This is a genomic window from Actinokineospora pegani, from assembly GCF_009745975.1.
Lineage (GTDB): Bacteria > Actinomycetota > Actinomycetes > Mycobacteriales > Pseudonocardiaceae > Actinokineospora > Actinokineospora pegani.
This window is the reverse complement of the sequence record NZ_WHOL01000100.1, coordinates 37,574-55,165: the sequence shown is the minus strand read 5'-3', so window position 1 is coordinate 55,165 and position 17,592 is coordinate 37,574. Positions and strand designations below refer to the sequence as shown.

General features: G+C 71.8%; 15 protein-coding genes. 10 read left to right on the top strand and 5 right to left on the bottom strand.

The genetic code is table 11. From position 1 onward, the window contains the following. Window positions 1–31: 31 nt before the first annotated feature. Complete coding sequence (gene dapA / locus GCL84_RS19200; RefSeq protein ID WP_156756889.1) at window positions 32–1,045, top strand: 4-hydroxy-tetrahydrodipicolinate synthase; 1,014 nt, start codon at window positions 32–34, stop codon at window positions 1,043–1,045. Continuing rightward, window positions 1,042–2,760: a ribonuclease J gene (locus tag GCL84_RS19195; RefSeq protein WP_407924410.1), complete on the top strand. Its 1,719-nt coding sequence runs from the start codon at window positions 1,042–1,044 to the stop codon at window positions 2,758–2,760. The genes dapA and GCL84_RS19195 overlap by 4 nt, the downstream gene beginning before the upstream one ends. Window positions 2,761–2,865: 105 nt before the next feature. Here the strand turns inward: GCL84_RS19195 and GCL84_RS19190 are convergent, their stop codons facing one another. Both GCL84_RS19190 and GCL84_RS19185 read right to left on the bottom strand, forming a co-directional pair. Continuing rightward, complete coding sequence (locus tag GCL84_RS19190; RefSeq protein WP_156756888.1) at window positions 2,866–5,130, bottom strand: SulP family inorganic anion transporter; 2,265 nt, start codon at window positions 5,128–5,130, stop codon at window positions 2,866–2,868. A gap of 665 nt (window positions 5,131–5,795) precedes the next feature. Further along, window positions 5,796–6,626: a lysophospholipid acyltransferase family protein gene (locus tag GCL84_RS19185; protein ID WP_235926439.1), complete on the bottom strand. Its 831-nt coding sequence runs from the start codon at window positions 6,624–6,626 to the stop codon at window positions 5,796–5,798. Between the two features lie 142 nt (window positions 6,627–6,768). Between GCL84_RS19185 and GCL84_RS19180 the strand changes: the two genes are divergently transcribed. Both GCL84_RS19180 and GCL84_RS29380 read left to right on the top strand, forming a co-directional pair. Continuing rightward, a complete protein-coding gene (locus GCL84_RS19180) occupies window positions 6,769–9,264 on the top strand; it encodes an FtsK/SpoIIIE family DNA translocase (protein WP_156756886.1) in 2,496 nt (831 codons plus the stop codon). A 99-nt stretch (window positions 9,265–9,363) separates the two neighbouring features. After that, on the top strand, window positions 9,364–9,969 hold the full coding sequence (locus tag GCL84_RS29380; protein ID WP_197523358.1) for a DUF5684 domain-containing protein: 606 nt from the start codon (window positions 9,364–9,366) through the stop codon (window positions 9,967–9,969). A gap of 66 nt (window positions 9,970–10,035) precedes the next feature. Here GCL84_RS29380 and GCL84_RS19170 read toward each other — a convergent pair whose 3' ends face one another. Then, entirely contained in the window at window positions 10,036–10,488 is a 453-nt protein-coding gene (locus GCL84_RS19170) for a phospholipase (protein WP_235926438.1), read from the bottom strand. A gap of 159 nt (window positions 10,489–10,647) precedes the next feature. Here GCL84_RS19170 and GCL84_RS19165 point away from each other — a divergent pair, with 159 nt between their 5' ends. Continuing rightward, entirely contained in the window at window positions 10,648–10,944 is a 297-nt protein-coding gene (locus tag GCL84_RS19165) for an ArsR/SmtB family transcription factor (protein ID WP_156756885.1), read from the top strand. Next, entirely contained in the window at window positions 10,941–11,330 is a 390-nt protein-coding gene (locus GCL84_RS19160) for a VOC family protein (RefSeq protein ID WP_156756884.1), read from the top strand. The genes GCL84_RS19165 and GCL84_RS19160 overlap by 4 nt, the downstream gene beginning before the upstream one ends. A gap of 22 nt (window positions 11,331–11,352) precedes the next feature. Here the strand turns inward: GCL84_RS19160 and GCL84_RS19155 are convergent, their stop codons facing one another. Further along, entirely contained in the window at window positions 11,353–11,847 is a 495-nt protein-coding gene (locus GCL84_RS19155; RefSeq protein ID WP_156756883.1) for an amino-acid N-acetyltransferase, read from the bottom strand. A 139-nt stretch (window positions 11,848–11,986) separates the two neighbouring features. Here GCL84_RS19155 and GCL84_RS19150 point away from each other — a divergent pair, with 139 nt between their 5' ends. Beyond that, window positions 11,987–13,201, top strand: a complete 1,215-nt coding sequence (locus GCL84_RS19150; protein WP_156756882.1) for an acetyl-CoA C-acetyltransferase — start codon at window positions 11,987–11,989, stop codon at window positions 13,199–13,201. A 52-nt stretch (window positions 13,202–13,253) separates the two neighbouring features. On the opposite strand, the gene GCL84_RS19145 is transcribed toward GCL84_RS19150, so the two are convergent. Next, on the bottom strand, window positions 13,254–14,543 hold the full coding sequence (locus GCL84_RS19145) for a lytic transglycosylase domain-containing protein (protein WP_156756881.1): 1,290 nt from the start codon (window positions 14,541–14,543) through the stop codon (window positions 13,254–13,256). A gap of 292 nt (window positions 14,544–14,835) precedes the next feature. Here GCL84_RS19145 and rimO point away from each other — a divergent pair, with 292 nt between their 5' ends. The 3 genes from rimO (at window position 14,836) to GCL84_RS19130 (ending at window position 17,509) form a co-directional block, all read left to right on the top strand. Then, the gene (gene rimO, locus GCL84_RS19140; RefSeq protein ID WP_156756930.1) at window positions 14,836–16,275 is read left to right on the top strand and encodes a 30S ribosomal protein S12 methylthiotransferase RimO; all 1,440 of its coding nucleotides are present in this window, start codon (window positions 14,836–14,838) and stop codon (window positions 16,273–16,275) included. A 146-nt stretch (window positions 16,276–16,421) separates the two neighbouring features. Next, complete coding sequence (pgsA, locus tag GCL84_RS19135; protein ID WP_328618780.1) at window positions 16,422–17,003, top strand: CDP-diacylglycerol--glycerol-3-phosphate 3-phosphatidyltransferase; 582 nt, start codon at window positions 16,422–16,424, stop codon at window positions 17,001–17,003. Continuing rightward, window positions 17,000–17,509, top strand: coding sequence for a CinA family protein (locus GCL84_RS19130; protein WP_156756880.1), 510 nt, complete (start codon window positions 17,000–17,002; stop codon window positions 17,507–17,509). Before pgsA ends, GCL84_RS19130 begins: the two co-directional genes overlap by 4 nt. Window positions 17,510–17,592 lie beyond the last annotated feature (83 nt).

Genomic DNA, 17,592 nt, shown 5'->3' with positions numbered 1-17,592 from the left:
CAACTGAGCCCTACAGGTAGCGTCTACACCCATGACCGCATGTCCCACCGCCGCCCCCGGCAGGCCGTTCGGCCGGGTGCTGACCGCGATGGTCAGCCCGTTCTCCACCGACGGGTCGGTGGACCTCGACCGCGCGCAGGCCGTCGCCGAGCACCTGGTGGAGCTCGGCAACGACGGCCTGGTCCTCAACGGGACCACCGGCGAGTCGCCGACGACCTCCGACCAGGAGAAGTCCGACCTGGTGCGGGCCGTGGTGGAGGCCGTCGGCGACCGCGCGACCGTGGTCGCCTCGGTGGGCACCTACAACACCGCGCACAGCCTCGAGCTGGCCCGCCAGGCCGAGGCCGCGGGCGCGCACGGGCTGCTCGTGGTCACCCCGTACTACTCGCGGCCCTCCCAGGCGGGCCTGCTGGCGCACTTCACCGCCATCGCCGACGCCACCGGGCTGCCGTCGATGCTCTACGACATCCCGCCGCGCTCGGTCGTGCCCATCGAGGTCGACACGCTGCGCAGGCTCGCCGAGCACCCGCGCATCCAGGCGGTCAAGGACGCCAAGGGCGACCTGCTGGCGGGCTCGCAGGTCATCGCCAGCACCGACCTGGCCTACTACTCCGGCGACGACGCGCTGAACCTGCCGTGGCTGTCCATCGGCGGCGTCGGCTGCGTCAGCGTCATCGGCCACGTCGTCGCCGGGCGGCTGCGCACGCTGGTGGACAACTACGAGCTGGGCGAGATCACCAACGCCCGCAACATCCACAACGGCCTGCTGCCGGTGCTCACCGCGTTCAGCCGGGTCGGCGGCGTGGTCTTCAGCAAGGCCGCGATGCGGCTGCGCGGCCACGAGGTCGGCGACCCCAGGCTGCCGCTGGTCGCGGCCACCGAGGACCAGGTCAGCGCCATCGCCCACGACCTCGCCGAGGCGGGCGTGCCGCTGGCCTCCGCGCCGGACGCGCACATGGCCACCGACCGCGTGGCCCGCGCCGACGCGAACGCCGCCTACATCCCGACCACCACCCACACCTCCGCAGGGACGGTCCACCAGTGAGCCAGACCCCGCCGCGCCAGCCAGCCCCGACCGTGGGCAAGTGGCCGGCAAACCCCCCGCCCCCGCTGCCCGACGGCGCGCTGCGCGTCGTCGCCCTCGGCGGCATCGGCGAGGTGGGCCGGAACATGACCGTGTTCGAGTACGGCGGCCGCCTGCTCATCGTCGACTGCGGCGTGCTGTTCCCCGAGGACCAGCAGCCCGGCGTCGACCTGATCCTGCCGGACTTCCGCGCCATCGAGGATCGGATGTCCGATGTGGACGCCCTGGTGCTCACCCACGGCCACGAGGACCACATCGGCGCGGTGCCGTTCCTGCTGCGCCTGCGGCCGGACCTGCCCGTCATCGGCTCCCGGTTCACCCTCGCCCTGGTCGCGGCCAAGTGCAAGGAGCACCGCCTCAACCCGGTGCTGCGCGAGGTCAAGGAGGGCGACACCGGCTCCTACGGCGAGTTCGACTGCGAGTACTTCGCGGTCAACCACTCCATCCCGGACGCCCTCGCCGTGGCCATCCGCACCCCCGCGGGCGTGGTGCTGCACACCGGCGACATCAAGCTGGACCAGTTGCCCCTCGACGGCCGCCTCACCGACCTCGCGGGCTTCTCCCGGCTCGGCGACGAGGGCGTCGACCTGTTCCTGGTCGACTCCACCAACGCCGAGGTCCCCGGCTTCGTCGTCCCCGAGCGCGAGATCGGCCCGGTCATCGACCGCGTCATCAACAGCGCCAGCCAGCGCGTCATCGTCGCCTGCTTCGCCAGCCACGTCCACCGCGTCCAGCAGGTCCTCGACGTCGCGGTCAAGCACGGCCGCAAGGTGGCGCTGGTGGGCCGTTCCATGGTCCGCAACATGGGCATCGCCGCCGACCTGGGCCTGCTCAACGTCCCCGCGGGGCTGATGGTCAACCTCGACGAGGCCATGTCCATGCCCGAGGAGCGCGTCCTGTTCGTCTCGACCGGGTCCCAGGGCGAACCCCTCTCGGCCCTGTCCCGCATGGCCCGCGGCGAGCACCGCCAGATCTCCATCCGCCCCGGCGACACGGTGGTCCTGGCCAGCTCGCTGATCCCCGGCAACGAGAACGCCGTCTTCGGCGTGGTCAACGGCCTGGTCCGGCTGGGCGCCGAGGTGGTCCACCAGGGCAACGCCAAGGTCCACGTGTCGGGCCACGCTCCCGCGGGCGAGCTGCTGTTCCTCTACAACGCCGTCCGCCCCTCCAACGTCATGCCCGTGCACGGCGAGTGGCGCCACCTGCGCGCGAACGCCGCCCTGGCGGTGCAGACCGGTGTGTCCGAGGACCGCGTGGTCATCGCCGAGGACGGGGTGGTGGTCGACATGGTCGACGGCCGCGCCGCGATCTCCGGCCGCGTCGAGGTCGGACACGTCTATGTGGACGGCCTGTCGGTGGGTGACGTCGGCGAGTCCACCTTGTCCGACCGGCTGGTGTTGGGCGAGGGCGGTTTCATCGCCATCACCATCGTCGTGGACTCGAAGACCGGCCGCGCTGTCTCGGCCCCGACGGTCTCCGGCCGCGGCTTCTCCGACGACCCGAAGGCGCTGGACGCGGCGGTGTCCCTCGTGGAGATGGAGTTGTCGCACACCGAGTCCGAGGGCATCACCGACATCCACCGGATCGCGCAGTCGGTCCGGCGCGTGGTGGGCCGCTGGGTGGCCGACACCTACCGGCGCAGGCCGATGATCGTGCCGACGGTCATCCCGGTCTGACCGCCCCAGCGGCCGAGTCGCCTGGTTGGCGACCCCCGAGCAGCACCTCCGGTCCGGGTTCGTGCGAGACACCTCGCACGAACCCGGACCGGTGTGGTCAGCCTGCTAGCCCGTGATGACCCCGGTGACCGGGGTGGCCGCGCCGTTGGTCGACGCGGGCACCAGCGACGCCCGGCCGCCCGGCATGGGAGTGAATCGCTCGGCGCCTGCGTCGAGCATCAGCAGGGTCCCGGTGGGGATGTCGAAGAAGAGGCCGACGAGCTTGACCTCCGCCTCCCGCACCTCCGGGAACTCCGACAGGGACTCGAGCTGCACCGCCACGTTGACCATGGCGAGCTGATCGATCTCCGACCAGCCGTCGTCGGCGGCCGCGCGGCCGAGGACGTGGCCCGCGCGCCAGGCGCGGACGCTCGTCTCGGCCCAGCGGAGCCACTTGCCCACGGGTCCGTCCAGGGCACCGTCGGCGATGGCCGCCGTCATCGCGCCGCAGCGGGAGTGGCCGCAGACGACGATCGTGGACACGTCCAGGTTGTCCACCGCGTACTGGACCGCCGCGTGGACCGACTGGTCGTCGGACTCGTTGTGGCGGGGGACCAGGTTGCCGACGTTGCGGATGGTGAACAGGTCGCCGGGGCCCGAGGTGGTGATGACGTTGGGCACGATGCGGGAGTCCGCGCAGGTGAGGAACAGCGCGTGCGGGGCCTGGGAGGAGGCCAGCTTCTCCAGTTGCGGGCGGATCATCTGGGCGCTGCGCTTGTGGTACTCGCGGGCGCCCTCGACCAGGGGGTCGCGGCGGGTCTGCGCGGGGATCTCCGGCTCGCCCTCCTGCCACTGCGACCAGGCCAGGAACACGCGGTTGCCCGGCTTCGGGGCCGAGCGCTGCTCGGTGCCCAGGCCGACCTCGTCGACCACGACGGTGCCGCCCGCTCCGGTGTGCGTGGCCTTCCAGGTGGCCAGGTGCTCGTAGGCGGCGTGGTCGAGGTAGTCGACCACCAGTTCCACGTCCACGTGCGCACCCTCGGGGACCTGGGCGAGCACCCGCGACAGCCGGGGCACGGACAGGAAGCTCAGCGTGCCCTCGACGATCACCGAGTAGTGGTCGGGGGCGTCGTCCTTCTCCACCCGGACCCGGGCCCAGACCACGCGGCGCAGCATGCCCAGCACCGCGACGGCGACGCCGATGAGCACGCCCTCGAGCAGGTTCAGGAACACCACGCCGAGCACGGTGATGACGTAGACGTGCAGCTCGCCGTGCCTGCGGGCGGCGCGGATGTCGTCCGGCTTGACCAGCGCCAGTCCGATGTGGACCAGCAGGCCTGCCAGCGCGGCCATCGGCACCTGCTCGACCAGACCGACCAGCAGCGCGGTGAACAACAGCACCCACACGCCGTGCATGACCGCCGAGGCCCGGGTGCGCGCGCCCGCGCGGACGTTGGTGGAGCTGCGGACGATGACGCCGGTGACCGGCAGGCCGCCCAGCAGGCCGGAGGCCATGTTCGCCGAGCCCTGGCCGATCAGCTCGCGGTCGAGGTTGGAGCGGTGGCCCTCGCGCATCTTGTCGACCGACACGGCCGAGAGCAGGCTCTCCACGCTGGCGATGATCGTCATGGTGACCACGCCGAGCGCGAACGCGCCCCACTGGCCCTCGGGCAGGCTGGGCAGGCTGATCGCCGAGAGCGGGTTGTCCGGCAGGTCGACCCGGGCCACCTGCAGCGCGGCGAGACCCGCCACGGCGGTGGCCAGCGTGATCGCGACCAGCGGGCCGGGGACCGCCCGGACCTTGGCGGGGAGCTTGGGCCAGACCAGCAGCAGCAGGATCACGCCGAGGCCGATGAAGGCGGCGGGGCTGTGCAGGCCCAGTAGCTGCGCGGGCAGCTCGCTGATGTTCTCCCAGGCGGATGACCCGGCCGCGCCGCCCAGGAGGACGTGCAGCTGGCCGAGGACGATGGTGACGCCGATGCCCGCGAGCATGGCGTGCACGACAGTGGGGGAGATGGCGAGCGCGGCGCGGCCGATGCGGCAGGCGCCCAGCAGCAGTTGCAGCGCACCGGCGATGACGGTGATCGCGCAGGTGACAGCCCACCCGAACTGGGAGACCAGTCCGGCGACGACGACGGTCAGGCCGGCCGCGGGGCCGCTGACCTGGAGCGCGGAGCCGCCGAGGCTGCCCGCGACGATGCCGCCGATGACGGCGGCGATGAGCCCGGCCATGACCGGCGCGCCGGAGGCGGCGGCGATGCCGAGCGAGAGGGGGACGGCGACCAGGAACACGACCAGCGAGGCTGGGAGGTCGTGCCGGGCGTCCTCAACGAACCACGACCGCAAGCGCTGGTGCGGTGGGGCGTGGGCGTCGGTGCGTGCAGCACCCATTGGTGACCTCCAGGTGGTGGATCTAGCAGGGGCGCGCGTCGTTGCGCAGCGAGAACGATCGCTTGCTCATTGTGACGAAGATGACACAGGTTGTCGCGTTCGTCGAGTAAACAGATCTTTACCCACTACCGTTCCGATTGGGCAGTCTGCTGTCAAGTATTCACCCGGATAGCCCAATAGGGTGTGATCCAACTCTCGTACGTGTGACGAGACCGTCCGGTCATCACGCAGGAGAAATGCTGTTGCAGGCGGAAAAAATGCGCGCCAACGGCGATTGAGCCGGGCGAGCGCTGGGTAGGGCAAACGCCTGTCCGGGTGATGGCAAACTCTTTACTTTTACTGACAGTCGATCAGGTTCGCGTGTGCACGCTGTGCGTTCCACCGTCCGGGTGGCTGTTCAGCACCGGTCGAGGTCCGATAACCGCAGACCTGGGCTGGTTGGCGGGCCTTGTGGCTGAAGTTGGCTGACCTCGCCAAATCCGCGCAGGCCGGGCGCGACCAGGTGGCTCACACCTTTGGGTTCGTTCGTCGCCGGAGTGCTGAACGCGGGAATTACGACCGTCGATTCCGAGTGCGGGGCGTTGATGAATCGTGGAGTCGGTATTCGCACGGGCGACCCGCGGTGGTGCCTGGATGGGATTCGGGCGGGGGAATGCGCCGCGGGCTCAGGCGGTGGGCTTCCAGGGGCTCTTGGCGATGGTGGGCCGGGTGGGGTCGTGGAAGGCGGGCATGTCCGGCTCGTCCGCGCGCAACGGCACCAGGCCGTCGGTGATGGCCTGCATGATGCGCTTGTGCGCCCGCATGGCGTCCCCCGGCTTGCCCGCCGTCAGGTCGGACAGGTCCACCTCGCCACCGAAGTGGACCTTGAAGACCGGACGGCGGCGCATGGCCTTGAGGAAGGAGGTCAGCAGTGGCTTGACGTCCTTCCAGCCCGAGACCGTCTCCGAGCCCCAGTAGACGGCCTCGTGGGCGCCCCACTGGCTGATCGTCACGACCGGGACCGAGGCGCCCAGGGCCATCCTGGCCACGCCGGTCTTGCCCTTCTCCGGCCACATGCCCGGGTCCAGGGTCACCCGGCCCTCGGGGTAGACCAGCAGCGGCACCCTGGCCGTTCTGAGGGTGTCGATGGCGACGGTGAAGGCCTCGATGATGTTGGCCTTGCCCCGGTCGACGCGCAGGTGGCCGCTCTTGCGCAGGAACCAGCCGACGACCGGGGCGTCGATCAGGCCCGCGGTGAGCATGAAGCGCGGCAGGAAGCCCTGGGTGCCGGAGGCCGCCATGATGACCATCGGGTCGAACATGCCGATGTGGTTGGCCGCGACCAGCACCGGTTTGCCGAGCAGGTGCGGTGGGAACTCACCGGTGACCTCGAGCGTGCCCACGGCCCGGACGACGACCCGGTCGAGGGCGGTGAGGAACCGCCAGACCGCCGGTGTGTCGTGGATGGCCTTCTTCCGGCGTGTCGCCCGATCGCCGTCGCCTCGCAGCGCAACCATGGCGCAGAGCATGGCACGGTGCTGGTCAGCCGGGTGGATCGCCCCCGCGCGCGCTCGCGCCCGCGGGGAGTGTGCCGCCCGCGTCGCAGGTGGCGCAGGTGATGTGCGGTGCGGGAGGGGCTGGGGCGACTACCGTGTAGGCATGGCGAGCCGCTCCACGACCTCGAAGAACACCGGGACCACCAGGGCTCGGGCGTCCTCGGGCGGCCCACGCAAGCCCGCCGCGAAGGCCCCGGCCAAACCCGCGGCGAGGGCCACGGCCCGCAAGGCCCCCGCGCGCCAGCCCGTCGCGCCGCCGAAGAAGGGCGCGGTCGCTTCGGCATTCGGCCTGCTCGCCCGCGGCGTCGGGTCGCTGGCCCGCGCGATCGGCCGGACCAAGGAGCTCGACCCGGCCCACCGCCGCGACGGCGCGGCCTTCGCCCTGCTGGCCCTGGGCGTCGTCCTCGCCGCGGCCGTGTGGTGGCGGGCGGCGGGCGTCGTCGGCGCGGGGCTGGCCATCGGGGTGCGGACGGTGTTCGGCGCGCTGTCGGTCGTGGTGCCGGTCGCGCTGGTCGTGATCGGCGTTGTGCTGATGCGCTCGGAGCCGCAACCGGACAAGCGGCCCCGCTACGCCGTGGGCACGCTGCTGGCCGTGCTGGCCGTGCTCGGCGTGCTGCACGTGTTCGCCGGGATGCCCGAGACCAACGACGGCCGGATGTTCGCGGGCGGCGCCCTGGGCTACCTGTCCGGCGGCCTGCTCGCCAAGGGCGTCACCGCCTGGGTCGCGGTGCCGGTCCTGGTGCTCGTGCTCGGCTTCGGCATCCTGGTCTTCACCGGCACCCCGGTCCGCGAGATCCCCACCCGGCTGCGCGAGTTGAGCCGCCCCGACGACGAGGACGACGGCGGCCACCTCGGCATCGACGACTTCGACCTCGGCTCCGACGACCTGGTCGAGCCGCCGCTCAAGCCGCGCAAGGGCCGCTCCCGCAAGGCCGACGCCGAGGCGGAGACGGCCCAGGAGCAGCCCGCCCTGCCGCTGGACGAGCCCGCGCGGGCCAAGCCCGCGCGCGCCAAGGGCAAGCCACAGGTCAAGGAGACCCCGCAGGTCGCCGACACCCCGCGCGACCCGGACACCATCACCGTCACCCGCGTCGTCGACGGCGACTACGCCCTGCCCGACCCGGGGCTGCTGGTCGCGGGCGACGCGCCCAAGGCCCGCTCCAAGGCCAACGACGCGATGATCGAGGCCATCACCGGCGTGCTCGACCAGTTCAACATCGACGCCCAGGTCACCGGCTTCACCCGGGGGCCGACGGTCACCCGCTACGAGGTCGAGCTCGGCCCGGGGGTGAAGGTCGAGAAGATCACCGCGCTGACCAAGAACATCGCCTACGCGGTGGCCACCGACAACGTGCGCCTGCTGGCCCCGATCCCCGGCAAGTCCGCGGTGGGCATCGAGGTGCCCAACGCCGACCGCGAGATGGTGCGCCTCGGTGACGTGCTGCGCTCGACCACGGCCCTGTCCGACAGCCACCCCATGGTCGTCGGCCTCGGCAAGGACATCGAGGGCCACATGATCACGGCCAACCTGGCGAAGATGCCGCACCTGCTGTGCGCGGGCTCCACCGGCTCCGGCAAGTCCAGCTTCGTCAACTCGATGCTGGTCTCGCTGCTGGCGCGGGCCACCCCGGACGAGGTGCGGATGATCCTGATCGACCCGAAGATGGTCGAGCTGACCCCCTACGAGGGCATCCCGCACCTGATCACGCCCATCATCACCCAGCCCAAGAAGGCGGCCGCCGCGCTGACCTGGCTGGTGGAGGAGATGGAGCAGCGCTACCAGGACATGCAGGCCAACCGGGTCCGCCACATCGACGACTTCAACAAGAAGGTGAAGTCCGGCGAGATCGCCGCCCCGCCCGGCAGCGAGCGCGTGTACCGCCCGTACCCCTACATCCTGGCCATCGTCGACGAGCTGGCCGACCTGATGATGACCGCCCCGCGCGACGTCGAGGACGCCATCGTCCGGATCACGCAGAAGGCGCGCGCGGCGGGCATCCACCTGGTCCTGGCGACCCAGCGGCCCTCGGTCGACGTGGTCACCGGCCTGATCAAGACCAACGTGCCCTCGCGGCTGGCCTTCGCCACCTCGTCGCTGACCGACTCCCGGGTCATCCTCGACCAGCCGGGCGCGGAGAAGCTGATCGGCATGGGCGACGGGCTCTACCTGCCGATGGGCGCGTCCAAGCCGGTGCGCGTGCAGGGCGCCTACGTCTCCGACGAGGAGATCATGGGCATCGTCGCGTTCACCAAGGAGCAGGCGCAGCCGGACTACACCGACGGGGTCACCTCGGCCAAGGCCGGGGAGAAGAAGGAGATCGACCCCGACATCGGCGACGACCTGGAGCTGCTGGTGGCGGCCACCGAGCTGATCGTGACCTCCCAGTTCGGCTCGACGTCGATGCTGCAGCGCAAGCTGCGGGTCGGGTTCGCCAAGGCCGGGCGGCTGATGGACCTGCTGGAGACACGCGGCGTGGTCGGCCCGACCGAGGGGTCCAAGGCGCGCGACGTGCTCATCAAACCGGACGAGCTGGACGGCGTGCTGTACGAGATGCGCGGCGGCGGGCCGGTGACCGTCGACACCGGTGAGGACGACTGAGCACGGTCTTGTACCCCCGCGAGGTCACAAACGGGTAACTGCGGCAACGTCCGAGGGTCCATTCGCGACAATCAAGCGCGCACACCGATACCGGAGACCGTGAGGACCACCGTGGCCCAGCAGTACGATTACGACTACACCTACACGAGCACCGAGATCCCCACCGGCCTCCTGGTCGGGATGGGCCTGTTCTACCTCGTGTTCGCGGTCTTCATGATCGCCTCGATGTGGAAGATGTTCACCAAGGCGGGGCAGCCCGGCTGGGCGGCCATCGTGCCGATCTACAACATCATCGTGCTGCTCAAGATCGCGGGCAGGCCGGCGTGGTGGATCCTGCTGATGCTGATCCCGCTGGTGAACATCGTCATCATGATCATGCTCTACATCGACGTCGCCAAGTCCTACGGCAAGGACGGCGGCTTCGCGGTCCTGCTCATCTTCTTGCCGTTCATCGGCTTCCCGATCCTCGGCTTCGGCTCCGCCCGCTACGTCGGCCCGGCGGGCGCCCCCGGCTTCCACGGCGGCTACCCGCAGCAGGGCTACGGCCAGCCGGGGTACCCGCAGCAGGGTTACGGTCAGCCGGGGTACCCGCAGCAGGGCTATCCCCAGCAGGGTGGGTACCCGCAGCAGCAGGGCTACCCCCAGCAGGGCGGCTACCCGCAGCAGGGCGGCTACCCGCAGCAGGGTGGCGGCTACCAGGGCTGAGCGGCCCCCACGATTCTCGAAGCGCCCGTCGGTCCCCGGTCCGACGGGCGCTTCGCCTGTTCCGGACTAGCTGTTGCCGAACTGGCGGACGGCGGCGTAGTAGACGTCCGCGGTCCGGTTGCAGCTCCAGTTGCCCGCGCAGATCTCGTACAGGTCTTCCTTGAAGTTGTTGTCGATGCGCAGTCGGTTCGCCTCGGTGAAGCGGCTCTGCCTCTTGTAGTTGCGGTAGCCGAAGTCGTGGCGGTGGCAGGCCTTCACGAAGTTGAAGCCGAACGGGTTGTCGGGGGAGTTGGAGCACCCGTCCGACGACCAGTCGAGCTGGCTGGCGTAGGGGCGGTTGTTCCGCGTCGACTGGAACCCGTTGAGGCTGTGGGTGTAGAGGTAGCTGTCGGTGGTCGAGCGCAACTGCGCGCTCGACAGGTCCGCGGAGGCGGTGCCCGCGCCGACGATCATGGCGGCGGTCGCCGCGGCGGACAGGACGAAGGCTCGGCTGGCACGGCGCAGGGTGGTCGTGGCCACGGGTGGTCTCCCTCGAGACTCGGGAATCGGGGCCGGAGATCCGGCCAGCAATTAATCCCACCGCGCGCCCCGCCGGGCATACCCCGCCGAACCCCTGTCGGCGGGCACCGGCCCCCTGCGCCTTGACAGGCAAGTGTGGACTTGCCTATACTGGCGCCGGTGGACGCAGACCACGAGCTGTTCAAGGCCATCGGGGACCCGACGCGGCGGCTCATCCTGGATGAGCTGATCGATCGGGACGGCCAGACGCTGTTCGAGATCTGCGGGCGACTCACCATGAAGCACGGCCTGGCCTCCTCGCGGCAAGCGATCTCCCAGCACCTCGCGGTGCTGGAGCAGGCTGGTCTCGTGCGCACCCGGCGGCAGGGCCGGTACAAGTTCCACGACATCGACACGGGCCCACTGCGCTCGATCTCCGAGCGATGGCCCGTCCACCGAGAGGGAAGCACCCCGTGATCCGCATCAACGTCACCAGCGTGTTCGTCGACGACCAGGCCAAGGCGCTGGCGTTCTACACCGAGAAGCTGGGGTTCACCAAGAAGACCGACGTGCCCGCCGGCGAGTACCGCTGGCTCACGGTGGTCTCCCCGGCCAGCCCGGACGGGGTCGAGTTGCTGCTCGAGCCCAGCGCCCACCCGGCGGCGAAGCCGTTCAAGGACGCCCTCGTGGCCGACGGCATCCCGTTCACCAGTTTCGCCGTGGACGACGTGCCCGCCGAGGTCGAGCGGCTCAAGGGCCTCGGGGTCGAGTTCACCCAGGAGGCGACCGACTTCGGGCCGGTGGTCACCGCCGTGTTCGACGACACCTGCGGCAACCTGATCCAGCTCGCCGCCACGAAGTAGCCGCGCGGTCCCCGCCGGGCGCTCAGAGCTTGAGCAGCATCCTGCTGTTGCCCAGGGTGTTCGGCTTGACGTACTCCAGGTCGAGGAACTCCGCGACGCCCTCGTCCATCGAGCGGCGCATCTCCTCGTAGACCTCCGGGGCCACCGGCGTGCCGTCGATCTCGACGAAGCCGTGCTTGGCGAAGAATCCGGTCTCGAAGGTCAGCACGAAGATCCGCTGCAGGCCCAGCTCGCGGGCCACCGCGATCAGCGCCTCGGCCAGCAGGTGCCCGACGCCGAGGCCGCGCGCGCCCGGCGCCACCGCGATCGTGCGGATCTCGGCGATGTCCTCCCACAGCACGTGCAGGGCGCCGCAGCCCACCAGCTCGCCGTCGACCTCGGCCACCCAGAACTCCTGGACGTCCTCGTACAGGGTCACGATGGGCTTGGCGAGCAGCACCTTGCCGACGTAGGTGTCGATCACCGCCTTCATCGGGCGGACGTCGGCGGTCCTGGCCCTGCGCACTACCGGCTTCACAACCGGCCAATCTAGCCCTCGGGGCCGGGTTCACGCCGGTGGGACACCCCGTGTGGTACCGCACATGGCGACGGTGCCCGTCCGGGGGGCAGGCTGGGGCCGTCATCCGGCGGCGAGGCCAGAGGAACCAGGGAGCACCATGCGCGAGGCGGTCATCTGCGAACCGGTCCGGACCCCGGTGGGGCGCTTCGGCGGGCAGTTCGCCGGGGTGGCGGTGACCGAGCTGGCCGCGACGGCGCTGCGCGCGCTGATCGCGCGCACGGGCATCGACCCCGCGGTGGTCGAGGACGTGGTGTTCGGCCAGTGCCACCCCAACGCCGAGGCGCCCGCGCTGGGCCGGGTCGCCGCGCTCGACGCCGGGTTCCCGGTCGAGGTGCCCGGTGTCCAGGTCGACCGGCGCTGCGGCTCCGGGCTGCAGGCGGTCATCGACGCCGCGATGCGGGTGCAGACCGGGGCCAACGACCTGGTCGTGGCGGGCGGCGCGGAGAACATGAGCCAGGTCGAGTTCTACTCCACGGCCATGCGCTGGGGGATCAAGGGCGCGGGCGTCGAGCTGCACGACCGGCTGGCCAGGGCCAGGGTGACCGCGGGTGGGGCCAACCACCCGGTGCCCGGCGGCATGGTGGAGACCGCGGAAAACCTGCGCCGCGAGTACGGGATCTCCCGCGCCGAGCAGGACGAGCTGGCCGTGCGCTCGCACGCGCGCGCCGTCGCCGCCATCACCGCGGGCCGCTTCGCCGACGAGATCGTGCCGGTCACCGTCCCCGGCAAGCGCGGCGGGCCCGCCGTGGACGTCGACCGCGACGAGCACCCGCGCGCCGACACCACCGCCGACACCCTGGCCGGGCTCAAGCCGATCATGGGCAGGCAGGACGCCGAGGCCACCGTCACCGCGGGCAACGCCAGCGGCCAGAACGACGGCGCCGCGTGCTGCGTGGTCACCACCCCGGAGAAGGCCGCCGAGCTGGGGCTGCGACCGCTGGCGCGGCTGGTGTCCTGGGCGAGCGCGGGCGTGGCGCCGCACCTGATGGGCCTGGGCCCGGTGCCCGCCACCGCCAAGGCGCTCGGCCGCGCCGGGCTGACCCTGGCCGAGGTCGACCTCATCGAGCTGAACGAGGCCTTCGCCGCCCAGGTGCTCGCGGTCGCCGCCGAGTGGGGGCTCACCGAGGCCGACTGGGAGCGGGTCAACGTCAACGGCTCCGGCATCTCCCTGGGCCACCCGCTGGGGGCCACCGGCGCCCGCGTCCTGGCGACCATGCTGCGCGAGCTGGACCGCAGGCAGGGCCGCTACGCGCTGGAGACGATGTGCATCGGCGGCGGGCAGGGCCTGGCCGCGCTGTTCGAGCGGGTCTAGAACGCCCGAGGCCCCCACCCGCGGCGGGTGGGGGCCTCGGGCGCGTCGCGCGTCAGCGGTTCCAGGGGAGCCAGACGGTCCAGTCGTACCAGTCGGTGCCGGGCAGGTTCGGCGTGTTGGACGTGGTGGTCGGCCTCGGGGTGGTCGTCGTCGGCCTCGGCTGCGTCGTGGTCGGCTTGGGGGCCGTGGTCGTCGGCTTGGGCTGCGTCGTGGTCGGCTTCGGCTGCGCCGTGGTGGTCGTCGGCCTCGGCTGGTTCGTCGTGGTCGGCTTGGGCGGCGTGGCCCCGGGCGGGGGCGGGGTGTTCGGCAGGCCGGGCACCGGGATCTGGATGCCGGGGATCTGGACGCCGGGCACGCCCGGCACCGTGATCGGCGGCACCGTGATGCCGCCGGGGGTGTTGCCCGCCTGCGGGGCGACCGTCGTGCCCGCGGCCGCCAGCGGGGTGGGCTGGGCGCCGCCCGCGAGCACGCCGCCCTCGTCCGGGGCGCCCGCGCCGGGCGGCGGGATGATCCCGGTCGGCTGCTCCACGACCTTGCCGTACGAGGCGTCCCAGGTCAGGATGACGCGGACGAAGTTGTCCGAGTGGTTGTAGCGGAAGATCGCCCTGGCCCGCTGCGCCGGGTCGTCCAGGTCCGTGCCGCCCGCGCACAGGAACCGCGCCGCGGTCACCGCCGCGTCGTAGAGGTTGTTCGGGTCGGCCTTGCCGTCGCCGCTGCCGTCGGTGCCGTAGACCGACCACACACCCGGGATGAACTGCATGGGGCCGACCGCGCGGTCCCAGTGCTTGTCGCCGTCCCAGCGGCCACCGTCGGTGTCGGGGACCTTCGCCGCGCCGGAGCCCTCGCTGCCGTCGAGCAGCGGGCCCAGGATCGGGCTCAGGGTGTCGCCGACGCCGTCGACCAGGCCGCCGTCCGCGTGGTCGGACTCGGCCTTGCCCAGGCCCGCGAGCAGCGTCCAGGTGACGTTGCAGCCCGGCTGCGCCGCGCGCAGGAGCTGCTCGGCGCGCGCGTAGGCGCGCATCGCCACCTCGGGGATCGAGGAGTCGGTGAGGTCGACGTCGACGGTCGGCCAGGCGGGCTCGGCCGAGGTGCCCGCGGTCACGACCGCCTGCAGCAGCTCGGGGGAGAGCTCCTGGTCGGTGGGCAGCGAGCCGTTGACCGCCACGGAGCTCATCGAGGCGGGCACGGGCACCAACAGCTCGGCGGGCAGCGCCCGCGGCCCGGTCGGGCCCGGCTGTTCGGCCCCGTCGCCGGTGGAGACCACCAGCACGACCGCGACCGGCACCAACGCCGCCGCGGCTGTGGGAATCCTGCGCTTCTTGCGGTGCCGACCCCTGGACATGACCCCAACCGCTCCCTTGACATCCCGCCCACGATCGGGCGCAGCCTGTACAGGACTGACACTCTGCACTATTACAGCGAGTATTCGTAGTCCCGATTGCGCAACGGTGTTAAACCCGACGGTGCACGATGACCCCCTGTGAGGGGTTTGTCGAACGCCGACAGTTCTCATCGACGGTGATCAACACTTATCCGGCTCGGCGCCCGCCCCCTCCCCGTCCCTCGCGGGCAGGCCACCCCCCGGCGGTTACCCTTTGGTCGTGCCTTCTCCGTCCACGTCACGCCGTGTCGCCATGCTCACCCTCGGCTGCGCCCGCAACGAGGTCGACTCCGAGGAGCTCGCGGGCAGGCTCGCGGGCGGTGGCTGGGAGCTGGTCGACCCCGACGGCGGCGAGGACGGGTCGAGCCCCGACGTCATCGTCGTCAACACCTGCGGGTTCGTCGAGTCGGCCAAGAAGGACTCGGTCGACACCCTGCTCGCCGCCGCCGACACCGGGGCCAAGGTCGTCGCGGTCGGCTGCATGGCCGAGCGCTACGGCGCCGAGCTGGCCGAGAGCCTGCCGGAGGCCGACGCCGTCCTGGGCTTCGACCACTACCCCGACCTCGCCGAACGCCTCGGCGACGTGCTCTCCGGCCACGCCGTGCCCTCGCACGTGCCGGTGGACCGGCGCACGCTGCTGCCGATCAGCCCGGTCGACCGGCAGGCCGCCGCGGCCGAGGTGACCGTGCCCGGCCACGCCTGGGGCCCGCGCATCGAGCGCAAGCGCCTCGACGACGCCCCGGTCGCCTCGTTGAAGATCGCCTCCGGCTGCGACCGCCGGTGCTCGTTCTGCGCCATCCCCAGCTTCCGCGGCTCGTTCGTGTCCCGGCTGCCCGACGAGATCATCGCCGAGGGCGCGTGGCTGGCCGGTCAGGGCGTGCGCGAGCTGGTCCTGGTCAGCGAGAACACCACCTCCTACGGCAAGGACCTCGGCCGCGAGCACGCGGGCGACCGCGCCCTGGAGGCCCTGCTGACCCGGCTGGCCGCGCTGCCCGGGATCGACCGCGTGCGCCCGTCCTACCTGCAGCCCGCCGAGACCCGGCCGAACCTGGTCCGCGCCATCGCCACCACCCCGGGCGTCGCCGACTACTTCGACATGTCCTTCCAGCACTCGAGCGAGTCGGTGCTGCGCCGGATGCGCCGCTTCGGCGACACCGACTCCTTCCTCAAGCTGGTCGGCCAGATCCGCGAGCACTCGCCCGCGGCGGGCATCCGGTCCAACTTCATCGTCGGCTTCCCCGGCGAGACCGAGGCCGACTTCGCCGAGCTGGTCCGCTTCCTCACCGAGGCCCGGCTCGACGCCGTCGGCGTGTTCGGCTACTCCGACGAGGACGGCACCGAGGCGGCGGACCTCCCGGACAAGCTCGACGCCGAGACCATCGCCGCCCGCGTCTCCCGGATCTCCGACCTGGTCGAGGAGCTGACGGCGCAGCGCGCCGAGGAGCGCGTCGGCGCCGAGGTCGTCGTGCTCGTCGAGCGCCCCGAGACCGACGACGAGGACTGCGCGGGCCGCGCCGCCCACCAGGCCCCCGAGGTCGACGGCGAGTGCGTGTTCGTCGCGGGCGACTCGCTCGAGCCCGCCGACCTGGCCGTCGGCGACCTGGTGCGCGGCCGCGTCGTCGACACCGAGGGCGTCGACCTGCTGGTCGAGCCGCTAGAGGTGCTGCCCCGCGTGTCACCGGGCGCGGCGTGAGCACGGCGGCGGGTGGTCAGGGCGGGGCGGCGGAGCGGGTCGAGCCGGGGCAGGAGTCCCCGCCCCAACCCGCCGGGCAGCCGCCGGTCCGGCCGGTCGCCGCCCCGACCGCCCAGCCCGCGGGCGCCGAGCCGCCGCACGCCACGCTGCCCGAGCCCACGCGCGTGCCGTTGCTCAACATCGCCAACATGCTCACCGTGTCCCGGCTGCTGCTGGTGCCGTTCTTCCTGCTGGCGCTGTTCGCCGAGGACGGGACCGACCCGCTGTGGCGGCTGGTGGCCTGGTTCGTCTTCGCCGTCGCCTCGGTCACCGACCACATCGACGGGCGGCTGGCCCGCAAGCACGGCCTGATCACCGACTTCGGCAAGATCGTCGACCCGATCGCGGACAAGGCGCTCACCGGTTCGGCGCTGGTCGGGCTGAGCGTGCTGGGCATGCTGCCGTGGTGGATCACCACCGTCATCGCCGTGCGCGAGGTCGGGGTGACGCTGCTGCGGTTCTGGGTCATCCGGCACGGGGTCATCCCGGCCAGCCGGGGTGGCAAGGCCAAGACGCTGGCCCAGGTGCTGGCGATCGGGTTGTTCGTGCTCCCGCTGCCCGGCTTCCTGGTGCCCGCGGCCTGGGTGGTGATGGCCGTCGCGCTGGTGCTGACCGTCGTCACCGGCGTCGACTACGTCGTGCGCGCCGTGCGGCTGCGCGCCCGGGGGCGCCGGGCCATGGCCCCGTGACGGGGCTGGACCTGCTGCCCGGCCTCACCCGGGCCGAGGTCGTGCGCGTCGTGGCCGGGCTGCGCGCCCGAAATGAGACAGTCGCCACAGCGGAGTCTTTGACGGCGGGGCTCCTGACCGCCGCGCTGACCACCGTGGCCGGTTCCAGCACCGTGGTCCGCGGCGGGCTGGTCGTCTACGCGACCGACTTGAAATCCGGGCTCGCCGGGGTCGACCCAGCGCTGCTCGCGGCTCGTGGACCGGTCGACCCGGCCGTCGCCGCCGCCCTCGCCGAGGGCGCCAGGACCCGCTGCTCGGCCACGTACGGTATCGGCCTGACCGGCGTCGCGGGTCCCGACGAGCAGGACGGCAAGCCGGTCGGGATGATCTTCGCCGCGCTGTCCGGACCGGACGGCGCGTGGTCGTCAGCGCCGGTCGCGGCGGGTGGGCGAGACCAAATTCGCACCGTCGCCGTGCGTGCCGCCCTTGACCTGCTCGCGGGGCGACTCGGTACCCTCTACGGGTAAGTGGCCGGTCACGGTCAGTGGTGTGGCCCGGGGAACGATCCGGGCGTCTGGGACGTTCGCTCTTGGCGGACTACCCGAGAAGT